The following is a 17,021-nucleotide window of genomic DNA, read 5'->3' as shown; positions in this document are numbered from 1 at the left end:
AGCGTGAGGCACGGCGCCGCCTGCTGCGCCCGAACGGAACGCAGCGGCGCTCGCCCGGCTGAAAACAGGTCCGGTGAACTCAGGCGCGCGGTTGCGCGGTGAGACGGCCGGACAGCGGTTTGGATCACTTTCAGGATATCCCCATGCAACCTTTACTGCGGGTAGAAAATCTCAGCAAAACTTTTGTGCTGCACAACCAGGGCAGCGCGGCGCTGCCGGTGCTGGAAAACGCCAGCCTCACCGTCTGCGCCGGTGAATGCGTGGTGCTGCACGGGCGCTCCGGCAGTGGCAAATCCACGCTGCTGCGCGCGCTGTACGGTAACTATCAGGCCAACAGCGGCCATATCTGGCTGCAGCATCAGGGGGCGTGGATGGATCTGGCGCAGGCGCCGGCGCGGCAGATCATTGCCGTGCGCCGTGACACCCTTGGCTGGGTCAGCCAGTTTCTGCGCGTGATCCCCCGCGTGCCGACGCTGGAGATCGTCATGCAGCCGTTGCTGGAGCGCGGTGTGGCACGAGCCTTCTGCGAAAAGCGCGCCCGGGATCTGCTGACGCGTCTCAACGTGCCTGAACGCCTCTGGTCGCTGGCGCCGTCAACCTTCTCGGGGGGTGAACAGCAGCGCGTCAATATCGCGCGTGGTTTTATCGCGGACTATCCGGTGCTGCTGCTGGATGAGCCGACGGCGTCACTCGACAGCGCGAACAGCGCGGCGGTGGTGGAGCTGATTGAACAGGCGCGCGCGCGGGGCGCTGCCATCGTGGGCATTTTCCATGACGCGGCGGTGCGCGAACGCGTGGCCGATCGCCTGCACGTCATGCAACCGGTCAACACAGGAGCAGAAGCATGATCGTGAATAATGTCCGGCTGGTGCTGGAAAATGAGGTGGTCAGCGGGTCGCTGGAGATGCGTGACGGCCGGATTGCCAGCTTCAGCGACAGCGGCAGCCAGCTGCCCGGTGCGCTGGAGGGGGAAGGCGCTTTTCTGCTGCCGGGGCTGGTGGAGCTGCACACCGATAATCTGGATAAATTCTTTACGCCGCGCCCGAAAGTGGACTGGCCGGCCCATTCGGCGATGAGCAGTCACGATGCGCTGATGGTTGCCAGCGGCATCACCACCGTGCTGGATGCGATTGGCGTCGGCGATGTGCGTGACGGCGGCCACCGGCTGGACAACCTGAGCAAAATGATCGGCGCGATTCAGCAGAGCAACCGCAAAGGCGTTAACCGCGCCGATCACCAGCTGCATCTGCGCTGCGAGCTTCCGCATCACACCACGCTGCCGCTGTTTGAAGCGCTGATGGACACGCCGGAGCTGGCGCTGGTCTCGCTGATGGACCACTCGCCGGGCCAGCGTCAGTATGTATCGCTGGAAATGTACCGCCTCTACTATCAGGGCAAATACCAGCTGAACGATGCGCAGATGGATCAGTTTGAACGTGAGCAGCGGGCACTGGCGGCGGAGTTCTCCACGCCGAACCGCAATGCCATCGCCGGCTTGTGCCGCGCGCGCGGCATTCCGCTGGCCAGTCACGATGATGCCACCGCCGCACACGTGGCGGAGTCACACGCGGCAGGCAGCGCCATCGCGGAGTTTCCGACCACGCTGGCCGCCGCACGCGCCTCACGCGATTGCGGCATGCAGGTGCTGATGGGCGCACCGAATATCGTGCGCGGCGGGTCGCACTCCGGCAATGTGGCGGCATGGGAGCTGGCAGGTCACGGCCTGCTCGACATTCTCTCTTCCGACTACTATCCGGCCAGCCTGCTGGATGCGGTGTTCCGCCTGGTGGACGACGAACGCAACAGCCTGACGCTGCCGCAGGCGGTGGCGCTGGTGACGCGCAACCCGGCGCGTGCCATTGGCCTGCACGACCGCGGCGTACTGGCCGAAGGGCTGCGCGCCGATCTGGTGCTGGCGCATACCGATCACGGGCACGTTCATATCCGCCACGTCTGGTCGCAGGGCAGGCAGGTATTCTGATGGCGCGCCTTATCTGGCTGACCGGCGCCTCCGGTGCCGGTAAAGACAGCCTGCTGGATGCGCTGCGTGAAGCGCCGCCCGCCCGTCTGGTGATCGCCCATCGCTACATCACGCGCCCGGCCGATGCCGGGGGCGAAAATCACATCGCGCTGAGCGAAGCCGAATTCCGCCGGCGGGCGGCGCTCGGGCTGTTTGCCATCAGCTGGCAGGCGCACGGGCGGTATTACGGCCTTGGTGAGGAGATCGACCACTGGCTGGCGCGCGGGTTAAACGTGCTGGTTAACGGTTCCCGTCTGCACCTGCCGCAGGTGCAGCAGCGCTACGGCCCGCGTCTGCTGCCGCTGGTGCTGCAGGTGTCGCCGGCCGTCCTGGAAGCCCGCCTGCGGCTGCGCGGACGCGAAAGCGAGGCGGAAATCCGCCAGCGGCTGGCGCGCGCTGCGGAACCGCTGCCGGCCCGCTGTTATGCCCTTAACAATGACGGTGCGCTGATCGATACGCTCGGCCAGCTGCGCCAACTGCTGGAGCATCCGCCATGCAACTGACCTTTCTTGGTACCGGCGGCGTAACGGCCGCGCCGCTGTTTGGCTGTGACTGCGCCGCCTGCGAATGCGCGCGCCGCGATCCGGCCCGTGTCCGGCGCGCCACCAGCGCGCTGATCGACACCGGCCGCGAACGAATTCTGCTTGACGCCGGCTTAACCGATCTGCAGCAGCGCTTTCAGCCCGGCGCGCTGAGCCGCATTCTGCTGACCCACTTTCACATGGATCATGTCGCCGGTCTGTTCAGCCTGCGCTGGGGAAAAGGCGCAGCGATTCCGGTCTGGGCGCCGCCGGACGACAAAGGCTGCGACGATCTGCTCCGCCATCCCGGCCTGCTTGATTTTCGCCCGGCGCTGACGCCCTTTGTGCCATACCGCTTTGGCGAACTGCAGGTGACGCCGCTGCCGCTGCAGCACTCCCGGCTCACCTGGGGTTATCTGTTTGACTGGCACGGCACGCGGCTGGCATGGCTGTGCGACACCTGCGGCCTGCCGCCGGACACCGCCGATTTTCTGCAGGGCCAGCCGCTCGACCAGTTGATCATCGACTGCAACGATCCGCCGCGCGAGACGGCCCGTAACCACAACGATCTCAGCCGGGCACTGCAACTTGTGCTGCAGCTGGCACCGCGGCAGACGTGGCTTATCCATCTCAGTCATGAAATGGATAACTGGTTGCTGAACAATGGGTTGCCGGAAAATGTGCAGGCCGCGCGCGACGGACAGACGCTTTGCGTCGGTGCGCGTCTCGCTGTCACGGTTTAATCACGCGGCTGTCATCAGGCGTTCATCGGTGATGCCCGTAATAACGGGCAATCAGCATCACAGAAGAGAGGAAGTGCAACATGGCACAGGCGTTACTGAAAACCGTGGCCGACAACCCACACGTAGCGGCGCACAGCAGCGGCCACAGGGTGCTGTCGGTGCGGGGATTGAGCAAATCCTGGGGCGAAAACCGCGTGCTGGATAACGTCAGTTTCGATCTGCATGCGGGCGAGTTGGTGGCGGTGATTGGCCGCTCGGGCGCAGGCAAATCGACGCTGCTGCACATGCTCAATGGCACCATTGCCAGCAGCGAAGGGCAGATCCTCAGCCTGCGCCAGGGGCAGGCGGAGCGCGACGTGGTAACGCTCAACAGCCGCCAGATGCGCGAATGGCGCAGCGAATGCGGCATGATCTTTCAGGATTTCTGTCTGGTGCCGCGCCTCGATGTGCTGACCAACGTTCTGCTGGGCCGCCTGAGCCAGACCTCCACGCTGAAATCCTTTTTTAAAATTTTTTCAGACACTGACCGCGCGCGCGCTATCGAACTGCTGCAGTGGATGAACATGCTGCCGCAGGCGCTGCAGCGGGCGGAGAACCTCTCCGGCGGCCAGATGCAGCGCGTGGCCATCTGCCGTGCGCTGATGCAGAACCCGAAAATTCTGCTGGCTGACGAACCGGTTGCCTCGCTCGATCCGAAAAACACCCAGCGCATCATGGAGGTGCTGCGCCAGGTCAGCGGGCAGGGCATCAGCGTGATGGTCAACCTGCACTCGATCGAACTGGTGCAGCAGTATTGCTCACGCGTGATCGGCATTCAGCGCGGGCGGGTGCTGTTCGACGGTCACCCTTCAGCGTTAACCGACAGCCTGCTGCATGCGCTGTACGGCGACGAACTTAACCAGCTTCACTAACTCCCACGGCAAGAGAAAACGCAATAATGAAACTGACTTCTATCGCTTTATTGACTGGCGCTCTGATGGCTTTTGGCGTTAACGCAGCGGATGCACCGAAAGAACTGAATCTGGGGATCCTGGGCGGGCAGAATGCCACCCAGCAGATCGGCGATAACCAGTGTGTTAAAACTTTCTTCGACAAAACGCTGGGCGTGGACACCAAACTGCGCAATTCGTCTGATTACGCCGGCGTGATCCAGGGCCTGCTGGGGAAAAAAATCGATCTGGTTCTGAGCATGTCACCGGCCTCGTTTGCCTCGGTCTATCTGCAGGACCCGAAAGCCGTGGACGTTGTCGGCATCGTGGTGGATGACAAAGACGGTTCCCAGGGCTATCACTCCGTGGTGATCGTGAAAGCCGACAGCCCGTACAAGAAACTGGAAGATCTGAAAGGCAAATCGTTTGGCATGGCCGATCCGGACTCCACTTCCGGCTTCCTGATGCCGAACCAGGCGTTTAAGAAAGCGTTTGGCGGCAGCGTGGATGATAAATACAACAACACCTTCTCCAGCGTGACCTTCTCCGGTGGTCATGAGCAGGATATCCTCGGCGTGCTGAACGGCCAGTTTGACGGCGCAGTGACCTGGACCTCGCTGATTGGCGACCGCGACAGCGGCTACACGTCGGGCGCGTTCGGACGCCTGATCCGCATGGATCACCCGGATCTGATGAAGCAGATCCGCATCATCTGGCAGTCGCCGCTGATCCCCAACGGCCCGATTCTGGTCAGCAACGCGCTGCCCGCTGATTTCAAAGCGAAAGTGGTGGCCGCCATCAAAAAGCTGGATAAAGAAGACCACGGCTGCTTTGTTAAAGCGGTCGGCGGTGCGCAGCACATCGGCCCGGCGACCGTGGCGGATTACCAGAATGTGATCGATATGAAGCGGGATTTAATGAAAGGATCGCGCGGCTGAGTCTGGCGCGCAATCCGCTAAACGGGCGCCCGCAGGCGCGCCCGTCAGGTTGCCACGGAAGGCACCGCTGACCGCCGTGCGCAGGCAGCCGCCGCCATCCTGGCAGGTTCATACCGCACTTCCGATCGCGCCAGGCGGCTTCAACGCCACGGCGCAACCACCACAGGACATCACCGTTGACCGATTTCGAACACTACTACCAACGTATCCGCCGTCAGCAGAAGCGCGACACGCTGCTGTGGTCGCTGCTGCTGGTGGCGCTCTATCTCGCCGCCGGAAAGGTGGCGGAATTTAACCTTGTCACCGTCTGGCAATCGCTGCCGCACTTTTTTGATTACCTTGGCCAGACGCTGCCGGTGCTGCATCTGCCGGTGCTGTTCGCCGATGGCAAAACCGAAGGCTCGCTGGCCTGGTGGGGCTACCGGCTGCACTTTCAGCTGCCGCTGATCTGGGAGACGCTGCAGCTGGCGCTGTCGTCAACGCTGATCGCGGTGGGCATCGCCGGCGTGCTGGCCTTTTTCGCCGCCGATAACACCCAGACGCCGCGCAGCCTGCGTATCGCCATCCGCGCCTTTGTGGCCTTTCTGCGCACCATGCCGGAGCTGGCGTGGGCGGTGATGTTTGTCATGGCGTTTGGTATCGGCGCAATTCCCGGCTTTCTGGCGCTGGCGCTGCACACCATCGGCAGCCTCACCAAGCTGTTCTATGAAGCGATTGAGAGTGCATCGGACAAGCCGGTACGCGGGCTGGCCGCCTGCGGCGCCAGCAAACTGCAGCGCATGCGATTTGCCTTCTGGCCACAGGTTAAGCCCGCGTTTCTCTCCTACAGCTTTATGCGGCTGGAGATCAACTTTCGCTCCTCCACCATTCTCGGGCTGGTTGGGGCAGGCGGCATTGGCCAGGAGCTGATGACCAATATCAAACTGGACCGTTACGATCAGGTCAGCATGACGCTGCTGCTGATCATTGTGGTGGTGTCACTGCTGGATACGCTCTCCGGCTGGCTGCGCCGCCGCGTAGTGGAAGGAGTAAAAGCATGATCAGCTTAGCGCCGGATGTGGCCCATCTGAAACAGCAGCACGCCGCCCTGTTTGCCGCGCAAAACCGCTACCTGCGTCGCATTGCGCTGCTGGCGCTGGCGGTGCTGCTCTATTACCTGTTCTTTTTCGCCGTCTACGGCATTGAGTGGAGCCGGTTTTTGCTGGGCTGCCAGCAGCTCGGGCGCTACTTTCTGCGCATGTTTGTCTGGCAGGATTTCCGCAACTGGCCGTTTGGTTACTATTTTCAGCAGGTGGGGATCACGCTGGCGATTGTGTTTGCCGGTACGCTCACCGCTTCGCTGCTGGCGCTGCCGCTGTCGTTTCTGGCCGCCCGCAATGTGATGCACGATCGGCTGACGCGCCCGGTTTCGCTGCTGGTACGTCGCCTGCTGGATGTGCTGCGCGGTATTGATATGGCGATCTGGGGGCTGATTTTTGTGCGTGCCGTCGGCATGGGGCCACTGGCGGGCGTGCTGGCGATTGTCATGCAGGACATCGGGCTGCTCGGCAAGCTCTACGCTGAAGGGCACGAAGCGGTCGAACGCGGACCGGGGCGCGGCCTGAGCGCGGCCGGAGCCAACAGCCTGCAGAAATACCGCTTCGGCATTTTTACGCAGTCCTTCCCGACCTTTCTGGCGCTCAGTCTCTATCAGATAGAGTCCAACACCCGCTCGGCGGCGGTGCTGGGCTTTGTTGGCGCGGGCGGTGTCGGGCTGGTCTACGCCGAGAACATGCGCCTGTGGAACTGGGACGTCGTGATGTTCCTTACGCTGATCCTGGTTGCAGTGGTGATGACGATGGATGCGATCTCCAGCCGGCTGCGCAGGCGCTATATCAGCGGGAAAGCGGTGCCGCTGTGGCAGCCTGCCGCGCGCGACTGAGGCGTTCGCTGCGCTGCCAGGCGCGCGCCAGCGCCTGCTCCAGCTGCGCCTGATGCCAGGGCTTTGCCAGCCGCTCACACAGCGGCAGCATCACCTGGCTCTGGCGCAGATCCTGTCCGCTAATTAACAGCGTCGCCAGCTGCGGCCACTGCTGCTGCGCCTGGCGAATCACATCGGCCCCGTTCAGTGCACCGGGCAGCATCAGGTCGCTGATCAGCAGATCGATATCCGGCGTCTGGCGCAGCAGCGCCAGCGCGCTTTCGCCGTCGCCGCACTCCAGCGTCAGGTAGCCCAGCTGGTGCAGATGATCGCATAACGTCTGGCGTACCGCCGGTTCGTCATCCAGCACCAGCACCAGACGGTCCGGCCGGAGAGGCGGCACCACCTGCGGTGCCGGCGTCAGCGGCTGCGCCGCTTCCGGTGCGCGCGGCAGACGCAGGCGCACCGTGGTGCCCTGACCCGGCGCGGTTTCCAGTTCAATCTGCCCGCCGGACTGGCGCACAAAGCCATACACCATCGACAGCCCGAGGCCGCTGCCGCTGCCGGTGGCTTTGGTGGTGAAAAAGGGTTCAAACACCTGTTCCCGCACGGCGGCAGACATGCCACAGCCATGATCGATGACCTCAATGGTGACGCAATCGCGTTTACCCGCCGCTTCCACCGTCCGCTGATTCCAGATACGCAGACGGATTTCGCCGCTCTGCTTTTCCATGGCATCGCGCGCGTTCACCACCAGATTCATCAGGGCGTTCTCCAGCTGACCGGCATCAATCCACGCCGGCCAGCCGGGGCGCTGCGCATCCACCACCAGCTGCTGACCTGGCAGCAGCGAATGCTGTAACAGCGACTGCAGATTTTCCACCAGTTCCACCACCGACACAGCGCGCGGATAAAGGGCCTGTTTGCGCGAAAAGGCCAGCAGGCGCTGGGTCAGTTGCGCCGCGCGGTCAGCGGCCTGCCGCGCCCGTTCAATGCGGGTCGCCAGCGTGCCGGGCGGCAGCTGATCGACGGTCAGCGCCAGGCTGCCGATGATCACCGCCAGCAGGTTATTAAAATCGTGTGCCAGACCGCCGGTCAGCTGACCCACGGCCTTCATTTTCTGACTGTGCAGCAGGGCGGCTTCCAGCGCTTTACGTGTGGTGCGTTCCAGCACGGTGTTCACCATTCCGCGCCGCGGCACCGGGCTGAAGCGCAGCTCCAGCGTGCGGCCGTCCGCCAGCCGCACTTCCTGCGCATCGTGCAGGCTGCTGAGCCGGACGCCCATGCGCGTCAGAAGCTGCTGATAGTGCAGGCCGCGGTGCAGTTCACGCGGGGCAATGCCCAGCAGTTCGGCGTACTGCGCGTTCCATACCACCAGCTGGCCGCTGTTATCGAACAGCGCAAAGCCGTCGCGCATGGCAAGGAAGGTGGATTCCAGCTGTGTGCTTTTCTCGCGCAACAGCTGTGAGGTGTGGGCCAGCGAGGCGGTGTTGCGCGCAAAGACGTTGAAGGCGCGAGCCAAATCGCCCAGCTCATCCCGCCGGGCCACTCCCGGCACGTTAACGCTTTTTTCACCCTGCGCCAGCTGCGTCATCGCCTGCGCGATGGCCGTCAGGCTGGAGCCCAGATTGCGGTAAATGTAGAAGCCGGCGTAGCCGGTAATCAGCAGCGCCAGCAGCATAAACAGGCCGATAAAACCGATAATAGAGTCCAGCTCATGATGGGCGGTGGCACTGCGCGTCTCGCTCTGCCGCGCCACCAGCTGCACATAGCGGGTGATGTCCTCGTTCAGCATCGCCACCAGCGCCTTGATGCGGTAGGTGGCATACGCAATGGCGATATCGCTCTGCTCCAGCTGTCCGGCCACCGGCTGCAGCTGTTTCAGCGTGCTGAGCAGCCGGTCGCGCTGCACCCCCAGTGTGTCCGGCAGCGGCAGGGCCGCCCAGACCGGCAGCACGCGGCTGAGCTGCTGCACCGCCGCCTGCGGCGCGGCGGAGTGGATCGCCACGTTCAGCAGCGCTTCGGTCTGCTGGCGCAGCGGCAGAAAGGCGGCGTCGCCGGTGAGGTCATTGATATGGGCCAGTAACAGCTGCGCCTGCCACAGACCGCTCAGCATGTCGTTGCGCTGCAGGTGGCGCTGATGGCCCCGGAGCAGCAGCTGACTGATGCTCTGCTCCAGCCTCTGGCTGCCTTCGCGAATGTGGCCCAGCAACACCGGCTGCTGCGCCGCCAGCGGTGCGCGGCCCAGCTGTGCCAGCGCCTGCTGCAGTGCCTGCTGCGTCTGCTGCAGGCGGGCGGATTCGCTCTGATACTCCAGGGCGCCCACCACCTGGGAGAGCCGCACCGCCGCCGTGGCAACGTTGGCGGTATCGCGCGCCAGCGCCAGGCTGCCGTTCATATCGGCCAGCGTCTGCGCCTGCGCCTGTTCCTGAATGTGACCCGCGTGGCGAAAACCAAAAATCGCCACCAGACTCACCGCCAGCGTAACGCTCACCACCAGCAGGTTAAACAGCAGCAGACGACCGCGCGCGCCTGCGTGCCAGTGCAGACTGTGCCGCATGGCAGCCTCCTTATCACGCTCATTGTCCGGCGAGTATAGAAGCGCCGTCCGGGCGAACTATGACAAATATGAACGGCCGCTGACATTTTCCATTTATCTGGCGTTGCTTAACTCGCTGGCAACTACAGGTGGCAGGAGCATGGCGATGGCGGCGACACCGATATTAGAAATGCGGGGCATTACCCGACGCTTTGGCAGCTTTTATGCGCTCAAGGGCGTAGACCTGACGGTCTGGCCCGGTGAGGTGCATGCGCTGATGGGCGAAAACGGTGCCGGAAAAAGTACCCTGATGAAAATTCTGGCCGGTGCTTATACCGCCAGCAGTGGAGAGATTCTGATTGCGGGCCAGCCTTACGCCATTAAAGGGCCAAAAGAGGCGCTGGCGGCGGGCATTACCCTGATTTACCAGGAGATCAATCTGGCACCCAATCTCACGGTGGCGGAGAACATTTTTCTCGGCAGCGAGCTGACACGCGGCGTGCTGGTGAGGCGCCGCCAGATGGCTGAAGAGGCGCAGCAGGTGATCAACCGGCTGGGGGCGCAGTTCAGCGCGACCGATCTGGTCAGCCGGCTGAGCATCGCCGAGCAGCAGCAGGTCGAGATTGCCCGTGCGCTGCACCGCAACAGCCGCATTCTGGTGATGGATGAACCCACCGCCGCACTCTCCAATCGCGAAACCGAACAGCTGTTTGCGCTGATAAAGCGCCTGCGCAGCGAAGGCATGGCCATCATCTACATCAGCCACCGCATGGCGGAGGTGTATGAGCTTTCCGATCGCGTCAGCGTGCTGCGCGATGGCCAGTACGTTGGCAGCCTGACGCGCGATCAGCTGAACGCCAGTGAACTGGTGCGCATGATGGTCGGCCGTCCGCTGAGCGATCTGTTTAATAAAACCCGCGATATTCCGTTCGGCGAGATCCGGCTGGCGGTTAATCATCTGACCGACGGCCGCAAAGTGCACCCCAGCAGCCTGGCGGTACGCGCCGGCGAGATTGTCGGGCTGGCGGGACTGGTCGGGGCCGGCCGCAGCGAACTGGCGCAGCTGATTTTTGGCGTCAGCAAGCCCACCGGCGGCGACATCTGGCTGGATGGCAGCAAAGTGCAAATCCGTTCACCGCGGGAAGCGATCGCGCATGGCATCGGCTTTCTCACCGAGAACCGCAAAGAGCAGGGGCTGTTCCTGGAGATGGCGGCGCAGGAGAACATTGTGATGGCCACGCTGGAGCGCGACGCCAGCTATGGCCTGCTGAACCGGCGTAAAGGACAGAAGATTGCCAGCGAGGCAATCAGCACCCTCAATATTCGCGTGCCGCATGCCCAGGTGCGGGCCGGCGGATTATCCGGCGGCAACCAGCAAAAGCTGCTGATCTCGCGCTGGGTGTCGATTGCGCCGCGCATTCTGATTCTGGATGAGCCAACGCGTGGCGTCGACGTCGGCGCGAAAAGTGAAATCTACCGCATGATGAACGACATGGCGCAGCAGGGCGTGGCCATTCTGATGATCTCCAGCGAGCTGCCGGAAGTGGTGGGCATGAGCGATCGCGTTTATGTGATGCGCGAAGGCACGGTGGCCGGGGAGCTGAGCGGTGAAGCAATTAGCCAGGAAAATATTATGACACTGGCCACCGGCGCGCAGCCGGCTCAGGCCTGAGGAGAGCGCAATGACCAGTGAAACCGCACGCGTAAAAAGCCCGACGCTGAAACGGGCCTTAATGAGCGATCTGCTGCAAACCGTCGGCATTTTACCCATCCTGATTCTGATTGTGGCGGTGTTTGGCTTTGTCGCCCCGAACTTCTTTACCGAAGCGAATCTGCTGAATATCACCCGGCAGGCGTCGATCAATATCGTGCTGGCGGCCGGCATGACCTTCGTGATCCTGACCGGCGGTATCGATTTATCGGTAGGTTCAATGCTGGGCACCACGGCGGTGGTGGCGATGGTGGTCTCGCTCGATCCGGCGTTTGCCGGGCTGACCATTCCTGCCGCGCTGGGCGCCGGGCTGATCATGGGGCTGTTTAACGGCCTGCTGGTGGCCGCGGCCGGCCTGCCGCCGTTTATTGTCACCCTCGGCACCTATACCGCGCTGCGCGGCGCGGCTTATCTGCTGGCTAACGGCACCACGGTGATTAACTCCGATATCAACTTCGAATGGATAGGCAATGGCTACCTCGGGCCGGTGCCGTGGCTGATTATCATCGCCTTCGCGGTGATTGCGCTGTGCTGGTTTATCCTGCGCCGCACCACGCTGGGCGTGCACATCTATGCGGTCGGCGGCAACATGCAGGCGGCACGCCTGACCGGGATTAAAGTCGGCGCAGTGCTGGTGTTCGTTTATGCCATGAGCGGCTTGCTCTCCGGGCTGGGCGGGCTGATGAGTGCGTCGCGGCTTTACAGCGCCAACGGCAACCTGGGGGTTGGCTACGAGCTGGATGCGATTGCGGCGGTGATCCTCGGCGGTACCAGCTTTGTCGGCGGTATCGGCACCATTACCGGCACGCTGATTGGTGCCCTGATCATCGCCACGCTGAATAATGGCATGACGCTGATGGGCGTTTCCTACTTCTGGCAGCTGGTGATCAAGGGCGCGGTCATCATCATTGCGGTGCTGATTGACAAATATCGCACCCGCCATCATGTCGGCTGACGGCACGCCGTCTGGCAAAAGTGTGTTTTATAACGGGTTGCCAGCCATGGCGGCCATAAAAACCAAAAAGCAGGAGAACATCGACTATGCGTTTTAATCCGATTATTACCGGACTGCTGGCGGCAACGCTGTTCAGTGCGCCGCTGGTGCAGGCCAAAGAACTGAAAGCCATTGGTGTCACCGTCGGCGATCTCGCCAACCCGTTCTTCGTGCAGATCACCAAAGGGGCGGAGCTGAAGGCGCGCCAGCTGGCCGGTGACAAGGTCAATGTGACGCTGGTGTCCAGCGGCTACGATCTTGGTCAGCAGGTGGCGCAGATTGATAACTTCATTGCCGCCAAAGTGGACATGATTATCCTCAATGCCGCTGACTCCAAAGGCATTGCCCCGGCGGTGAAACGCGCGCGCGATGCCGGCATTGTGGTGGTGGCGGTGGACGTGGCGGCCGAGGGGGCGAATGCGACCATCACCTCGGATAACACCCAGGCCGGTGCCATGGCGTGTAAATACATTGCCGATCGCCTGAAGGACAAAGGCAACGTGGTGATCATCAACGGGCCACCGGTTTCGGCGGTGCAGAACCGTGTGGAAGGCTGCATGAACGAGCTGAAAACCCATCCGGATATCAAACTGCTCTCCTATAACCAGAACGCCAAAGGCAGCCGTGAAGGTGGCCTGGAAGTGATGACCGGCCTGCTGTCGGCCAACCCGAAAATTGATGCGGTGTTTGCCATCAATGACCCGACCGCCATCGGCGCTGACCTTGCCGCCAAACAGGCGCAGCGCAGTGAATTCTTCATTGTCGGCGTGGATGGATCGCCGGATGGCGAAGAAGCGCTGAAGCGCAAAGGCTCGCTGTTTGTCGCTACCCCGGCTCAGGACCCGCAGGTGATGGCAGCCAAAGCGGTAGAGATTGGCTACGACATCCTGCAGGGCAAACCGGCACCGGATAAGCCGGTACTGATTCCGGTGACGCTGATCGACCGCAACAATGTCGGCAGCTACAAAGGCTGGACGGTGAAATAACCCCGGCTCACGCTTCGCCACTGCGGCGTACGGGCAGCCTGGCTGTTGCCCTGCGCCGCGCCATCACCGGAGACGCTGAGATGCGACGATCCGACGTAAACGCCATTCTGCAACTGACCCGTGAATTTTTTATGCGCCAGGACGTGCATCTGCCGCCGTGGGCCGATTACGGCCTGCCGCAGTGGCGCGCGCTTGACCGGCATGCCGCCGCTGAACTGCTGGAGCTGCACCTCGGCTGGGACGTGACCAGCTTCGGTGCTGACGACTTTACGCAGAGCGGCCTGACATTGTTTACCCTGCGCAACGGTTCGCGCGGCGGCCAGCCGTGGCACAAACCCTACGCGGAGAAAATCATGCACGTGCGCGAAGGGCAGGTGACGCCGATGCATTATCACCCGCACAAGATGGAAGACATCATTAACCGGGGAGGCGGCAACCTGATCGTCACGCTGCACAACCGCGACGGCGATCGGCTGGCGGATTCGCCGGTGCAGGTGACGCTGGACGGCCTGCGCCAGACGCATGCTGCTGGCTCACAGCTGCGGCTGTCGCCGGGCGAAAGCGTGACGCTGCTGCCCGGTATCTGGCACAGCTTCTGGGGCGAACCCGGCTACGGCGATGTGCTGGCCGGGGAAGTCTCGATGCCCAATGACGACGAGCACGACAATGTGTTTCTGACGCCGCTGGCGCGCTTCAATCCGCTCGACGAGGATGAAACGCCGCGCTGGCTGCTGTGTAACGAATATCACCGCTGGCTGGCTTAACAGGAGGTTTTTCATGGCACTGATTTCTCTGGCGCAGGGGCTGGCCCACGCGCAACAGCAGGGCTACGCGCTTGGCGCGTTTAACGTGCTGGACACCCACTTTCTGCGCGCGCTGTTTCAGGCGGCGCAACAGCAGCGCTCGCCGTTTATCATCAATATCGCCGAGGTGCATTTTAAATATGTCAGCCTCGAATCGCTGGTGGCCGCGATCCGGACCGAAGCCGCGCGTCATGCCATTCCGGTGGTGCTGAATCTCGATCACGGCCTGCATTTTGAGGCGGTGATGCAGGCGATTCGCCTTGGCTTTACCTCGGTGATGTTTGACGGCTCCGCCCTCAGCTATGAGGAAAACGTGCGGCAGACGCGGGAAGTGGTGAAGATGTGCCATGCGCTGGACGTGTCGGTGGAAGCCGAGCTGGGCGCGGTAGGCGGCGATGAGGGCGGCGCGCTGTTTGGCGAAGCGGACAGCGAGAAATTTACCGATCCGGCGCTGGCGGCAGAATTTGTGCAGGCCACCGGCATCGACTGCCTGGCCGTGGCCATCGGCAATGCGCACGGCAAATACAAAGGCGAACCGAAGCTGGATTTTGCCCGGCTGGCGGCGATTCGCGCGCAGGCCGGTATTCCGCTGGTGCTGCACGGCGGCTCCGGCATCAGCGAGGCAGATTTCCGTCACGCCATCTCGCTTGGCATCCATAAAATCAATTTCTACACCGGCATGTCGCAGGCCGCGCTGAACGCCATTGAACAGCAGATGGGGGCGCGCGATGCGCGTTATGACGCCTTTGCCGAGCTGTTAATGGCGGCAGAGCAGGGCATTACGCAGGTCGTGGCGGAGCAGATGCAGATTTTTGGCAGCGCCGGGCAGGCCTGAGGTGACGGCGCGCAACGGTATTCTTGCCGCCGGCACGCTGCTGGTAGACCACGTCCAGCGCATCAGCCACTGGCCACAACAGGGCTGGCTGACGGAGATCACCGCGCGCGAAGCGTGCAGCGGTGGGGCGGCGCTCAATGTGCTGTTTACCCTGGCGCGGATGCAGGTGGGCCTGCCGCTGGCCTGTGCGGGCATGATCGGTGAAGACAGCGACGGCGACTACCTGCTGCAGCTGATGGACGCGCATCAGGTGGAGCGCCGCTTTGTGCAGCGCACCGGGCAGGCAGGCACCGCGATGACGCAGGTGATGACTGCGCCGGACGGCCAGCGCACCTTTTTTCATGCGCGCGGCGCCAACGCGCTGCTGGATCTGCCGCACTTTGACGCAGTGATCACCCCGCACCGGATCTTCCATCTTGGCTATCTGCTGCTGCTGGACCGTCTGGACGTGCCGGATGCGCAGTTCGGCACGCGCAGCGCGCGGCTGCTGGCACAGATGCAGCAGCGCGGCTATCTCACGTCGCTGGATCTGGTCACGCGCCCCGGTGAGTATCGTCCGCTGGTGGTGCCGGCGCTGCGCTGGCTTGATTATCTGGTGATTAACGAACTGGAGGCGCAGTCGCTGACCGGCGTGACGTTACGCCATCAAAACCAGCTGGCTGCCCCGGCGGCGTTTGGCCGCGCGGCTGACTGGCTGCTGACGCAGGGCGTGCGGCAGCGGGTGGTGATTCATGCGCCGGAGGGCGCGTGGGGGCAGGAACGTGACGGTGAGGCACACTGGCAGCCCGCATGGCGGCTGCCCGCAGAAGCGATTGTCGGCAGCGTCGGGGCAGGGGATGCTTTCTGCGCGGGCGTGCTGTACGCCAGCCATCAGGGCTACCGATTGCAGGAGACGCTGAGGCTGGCGCATACCTGCGCCTGTTTCAACCTGCGCGCAGCGAACGCGCTGGACGGCACGCGCCCGCTGCGCGAGATGCAACACTGGATGAGTCAGGCAATCTGCGTCTCACGTGCGGCGGATGGCGGGCGCACGACGTCGGCGGAAAACACATAGCCCAGCCCGCGAATGGTGCGGATCAGGCTGGGCTGGTGCGGGTTAGCTTCAATTTTGCGGCGCAGCCGCATGATCAGGACGTCAATGGTGCGATCAAACACATCCAGCGTTTCACTGTGGGTTAACTCCAGCAGCTGGTCACGCGTCAGCACTTTACGCGCATGCGCGACCAGCGCGCGCAGCAACGCATATTCGCCCTGCGTCAGCGGCACGCTTTCACGCTGCGGATTAAACAGCTGACAGCGGCTGTCATCCAGGCGCCAGCCGTTAAACTGCCAGCCCGCGTCTGCCATGCCCTGCGGCTGCGCCAGTCGGCCGCAGCGCCGCAGTGCGGCCCGCGCCCGTGCCACCACCACGCGCGGGTTAAACGGCTTGGCAATGTAGTCGTCGGCACCCATCTCCAGCCCTACCACCATATCCGCCTCCGATCCCATGCCGGTGAGCATGATGACCAGCAGATCGGGACGCTGCCGCTGCATCTGCTGTAAAACCAGCAGGCCGTTGGTGTCCGGCAGCATCATATCCAGCATCACCAGTGAGATCTCCGGATGCTGTGCCAGCAGCGCCAGCGCGTCGCGTCCCTGGTGACAGCTGTAGACGGTAAACACATGTTCACTCAGTACATCGTGCAGCAATGCACAGATGGCACGATCATCATCAACGACCAGAATCGCGGGCTTCATGGCTCTGCCTCTTGTCAGGGCGAAAGGGTTAACAGCAGTGTAACCCGGCGTTTTTACGCCGCTTATTCACACTTCAGAAACGTGAGCGGTATCGCCTGGCAGTGTCTGAAAGCGTGCGTTACCGCAATATTTGCCGCGCTTTCTGCTGGCCGGGGGAAAACGATTGCGCAGATCAGGTGCAATGCACCATAATCGCGCCTCGTTCTGGTTCAGAATTTTCCTAACCACAGCGGCGCCCGGAAACGTAAACGATTGCGCAGGGGAGTGGCATAGCAATTGCTATGTGGACAGGGGAAAGCGGAAGGTGACCAGCCTTACGTCCGGCGAGCTCGCTTTCATCAATACAATAATCAGCGAATTAACCA

General features: G+C 62.6%; 16 protein-coding genes. 14 read left to right on the top strand and 2 right to left on the bottom strand.

Features of this window, described 5'->3' with window-relative positions; all coding sequences use genetic code 11:
- The first annotated feature begins 143 nt into the window (after positions 1-143).
- The 8 genes from phnL to phnE (D8B20_RS10735) all read left to right on the top strand — a co-directional run bounded on the left by phnL (position 144) and on the right by phnE (D8B20_RS10735) (position 7,072).
- Positions 144-848 (top strand): phosphonate C-P lyase system protein PhnL, encoded by a 705-nt coding sequence (gene phnL / locus D8B20_RS10770; protein WP_145888867.1) that lies wholly within the window; start codon positions 144-146, stop codon positions 846-848.
- Entirely contained in the window at positions 845-1,981 is a 1,137-nt protein-coding gene (phnM, locus tag D8B20_RS10765) for an alpha-D-ribose 1-methylphosphonate 5-triphosphate diphosphatase (protein WP_145888866.1), read from the top strand. Before phnL ends, phnM begins: the two co-directional genes overlap by 4 nt.
- Entirely contained in the window at positions 1,981-2,523 is a 543-nt protein-coding gene (gene phnN, locus D8B20_RS10760; protein ID WP_145888865.1) for a ribose 1,5-bisphosphokinase, read from the top strand. The genes phnM and phnN overlap by 1 nt, the downstream gene beginning before the upstream one ends.
- Entirely contained in the window at positions 2,514-3,284 is a 771-nt protein-coding gene (gene phnP / locus D8B20_RS10755) for a phosphonate metabolism protein PhnP (RefSeq protein ID WP_145888864.1), read from the top strand. The genes phnN and phnP overlap by 10 nt, the downstream gene beginning before the upstream one ends.
- An 80-nt stretch (positions 3,285-3,364) precedes the next feature.
- Positions 3,365-4,195 (top strand): phosphonate ABC transporter ATP-binding protein, encoded by an 831-nt coding sequence (gene phnC / locus D8B20_RS10750; RefSeq protein WP_145888863.1) that lies wholly within the window; start codon positions 3,365-3,367, stop codon positions 4,193-4,195.
- Positions 4,196-4,221: 26 nt separating this feature from the next.
- Entirely contained in the window at positions 4,222-5,151 is a 930-nt protein-coding gene (phnD, locus tag D8B20_RS10745; protein WP_145888862.1) for a phosphonate ABC transporter substrate-binding protein, read from the top strand.
- A 176-nt stretch (positions 5,152-5,327) separates the two neighbouring features.
- Positions 5,328-6,191, top strand: coding sequence for a phosphonate ABC transporter, permease protein PhnE (gene phnE, locus D8B20_RS10740; RefSeq protein ID WP_145888861.1), 864 nt, complete (start codon positions 5,328-5,330; stop codon positions 6,189-6,191).
- Entirely contained in the window at positions 6,188-7,072 is an 885-nt protein-coding gene (gene phnE / locus D8B20_RS10735; protein ID WP_145888860.1) for a phosphonate ABC transporter, permease protein PhnE, read from the top strand. Before phnE (D8B20_RS10740) ends, phnE (D8B20_RS10735) begins: the two co-directional genes overlap by 4 nt.
- Here phnE (D8B20_RS10735) and D8B20_RS10730 read toward each other — a convergent pair.
- The gene (locus D8B20_RS10730) at positions 7,026-9,611 is read right to left on the bottom strand and encodes an ATP-binding protein (RefSeq protein ID WP_145888859.1); all 2,586 of its coding nucleotides are present in this window, start codon (positions 9,609-9,611) and stop codon (positions 7,026-7,028) included. The genes phnE (D8B20_RS10735) and D8B20_RS10730 overlap by 47 nt on opposite strands.
- Before the next feature lie 145 nt (positions 9,612-9,756).
- Here D8B20_RS10730 and D8B20_RS10725 point away from each other — a divergent pair, with 145 nt between their 5' ends.
- The 6 genes from D8B20_RS10725 (at position 9,757) to D8B20_RS10700 (ending at position 15,973) form a co-directional block, all read left to right on the top strand.
- Complete coding sequence (locus tag D8B20_RS10725; protein WP_145888858.1) at positions 9,757-11,262, top strand: sugar ABC transporter ATP-binding protein; 1,506 nt, start codon at positions 9,757-9,759, stop codon at positions 11,260-11,262.
- A gap of 10 nt (positions 11,263-11,272) precedes the next feature.
- A complete protein-coding gene (locus D8B20_RS10720) occupies positions 11,273-12,256 on the top strand; it encodes an ABC transporter permease subunit (RefSeq protein ID WP_145888857.1) in 984 nt (327 codons plus the stop codon).
- 86 nt (positions 12,257-12,342) lie between these two features.
- Positions 12,343-13,281 (top strand): ABC transporter substrate-binding protein, encoded by a 939-nt coding sequence (locus D8B20_RS10715; RefSeq protein WP_145888856.1) that lies wholly within the window; start codon positions 12,343-12,345, stop codon positions 13,279-13,281.
- An 80-nt stretch (positions 13,282-13,361) separates the two neighbouring features.
- The gene (locus D8B20_RS10710) at positions 13,362-14,045 is read left to right on the top strand and encodes a D-lyxose/D-mannose isomerase (RefSeq protein WP_145888855.1); all 684 of its coding nucleotides are present in this window, start codon (positions 13,362-13,364) and stop codon (positions 14,043-14,045) included.
- Positions 14,046-14,058: 13 nt separating this feature from the next.
- Positions 14,059-14,919 carry a ketose 1,6-bisphosphate aldolase gene (locus D8B20_RS10705; RefSeq protein ID WP_145888854.1) on the top strand — a complete coding sequence of 287 codons (861 nt, stop codon included), beginning with the start codon at positions 14,059-14,061 and terminating at the stop codon, positions 14,917-14,919.
- Position 14,920: 1 nt separating this feature from the next.
- A complete protein-coding gene (locus D8B20_RS10700) occupies positions 14,921-15,973 on the top strand; it encodes a carbohydrate kinase family protein (RefSeq protein ID WP_145888853.1) in 1,053 nt (350 codons plus the stop codon).
- Here the strand turns inward: D8B20_RS10700 and D8B20_RS10695 are convergent.
- Positions 15,910-16,656, bottom strand: a complete 747-nt coding sequence (locus tag D8B20_RS10695) for a response regulator (protein ID WP_145888852.1) — start codon at positions 16,654-16,656, stop codon at positions 15,910-15,912. The genes D8B20_RS10700 and D8B20_RS10695 overlap by 64 nt on opposite strands.
- Positions 16,657-17,021 lie beyond the last annotated feature (365 nt).

Source organism: Candidatus Pantoea soli, assembly GCF_007833795.1.
Taxonomy (GTDB): Bacteria; Pseudomonadota; Gammaproteobacteria; order Enterobacterales; family Enterobacteriaceae; genus Pantoea; species Pantoea soli.
The sequence above is the reverse complement of the archived record's forward strand: the minus strand, read 5'-3'. Positions and strand labels throughout refer to the sequence as shown.

What these genes read in the sequence shown, in the direction of transcription:
- D8B20_RS10710 (WP_145888855.1), top strand. Translation starts at nt 13,362, where the DNA reads ATGCGACGATCCGACGTAAACGCCATTCTGCAACTGACCCGTGAATTT.
- D8B20_RS10720 (WP_145888857.1), top strand. Translation starts at nt 11,273, where the DNA reads ATGACCAGTGAAACCGCACGCGTAAAAAGCCCGACGCTGAAACGGGCC.
- phnP (WP_145888864.1), top strand. Translation starts at nt 2,514, where the DNA reads ATGCAACTGACCTTTCTTGGTACCGGCGGCGTAACGGCCGCGCCGCTG.
- phnD (WP_145888862.1), top strand. Translation starts at nt 4,222, where the DNA reads ATGAAACTGACTTCTATCGCTTTATTGACTGGCGCTCTGATGGCTTTT.
- D8B20_RS10705 (WP_145888854.1), top strand. Translation starts at nt 14,059, where the DNA reads ATGGCACTGATTTCTCTGGCGCAGGGGCTGGCCCACGCGCAACAGCAG.
- D8B20_RS10730 (WP_145888859.1), bottom strand. Translation starts at nt 9,611, where the DNA reads ATGCGGCACAGTCTGCACTGGCACGCAGGCGCGCGCGGTCGTCTGCTG.
- phnL (WP_145888867.1), top strand. Translation starts at nt 144, where the DNA reads ATGCAACCTTTACTGCGGGTAGAAAATCTCAGCAAAACTTTTGTGCTG.
- phnE (WP_145888860.1), top strand. Translation starts at nt 6,188, where the DNA reads ATGATCAGCTTAGCGCCGGATGTGGCCCATCTGAAACAGCAGCACGCC.
- D8B20_RS10715 (WP_145888856.1), top strand. Translation starts at nt 12,343, where the DNA reads ATGCGTTTTAATCCGATTATTACCGGACTGCTGGCGGCAACGCTGTTC.
- phnN (WP_145888865.1), top strand. Translation starts at nt 1,981, where the DNA reads ATGGCGCGCCTTATCTGGCTGACCGGCGCCTCCGGTGCCGGTAAAGAC.
- phnC (WP_145888863.1), top strand. Translation starts at nt 3,365, where the DNA reads ATGGCACAGGCGTTACTGAAAACCGTGGCCGACAACCCACACGTAGCG.
- phnM (WP_145888866.1), top strand. Translation starts at nt 845, where the DNA reads ATGATCGTGAATAATGTCCGGCTGGTGCTGGAAAATGAGGTGGTCAGC.
- D8B20_RS10695 (WP_145888852.1), bottom strand. Translation starts at nt 16,656, where the DNA reads ATGAAGCCCGCGATTCTGGTCGTTGATGATGATCGTGCCATCTGTGCA.
- D8B20_RS10725 (WP_145888858.1), top strand. Translation starts at nt 9,757, where the DNA reads ATGGCGGCGACACCGATATTAGAAATGCGGGGCATTACCCGACGCTTT.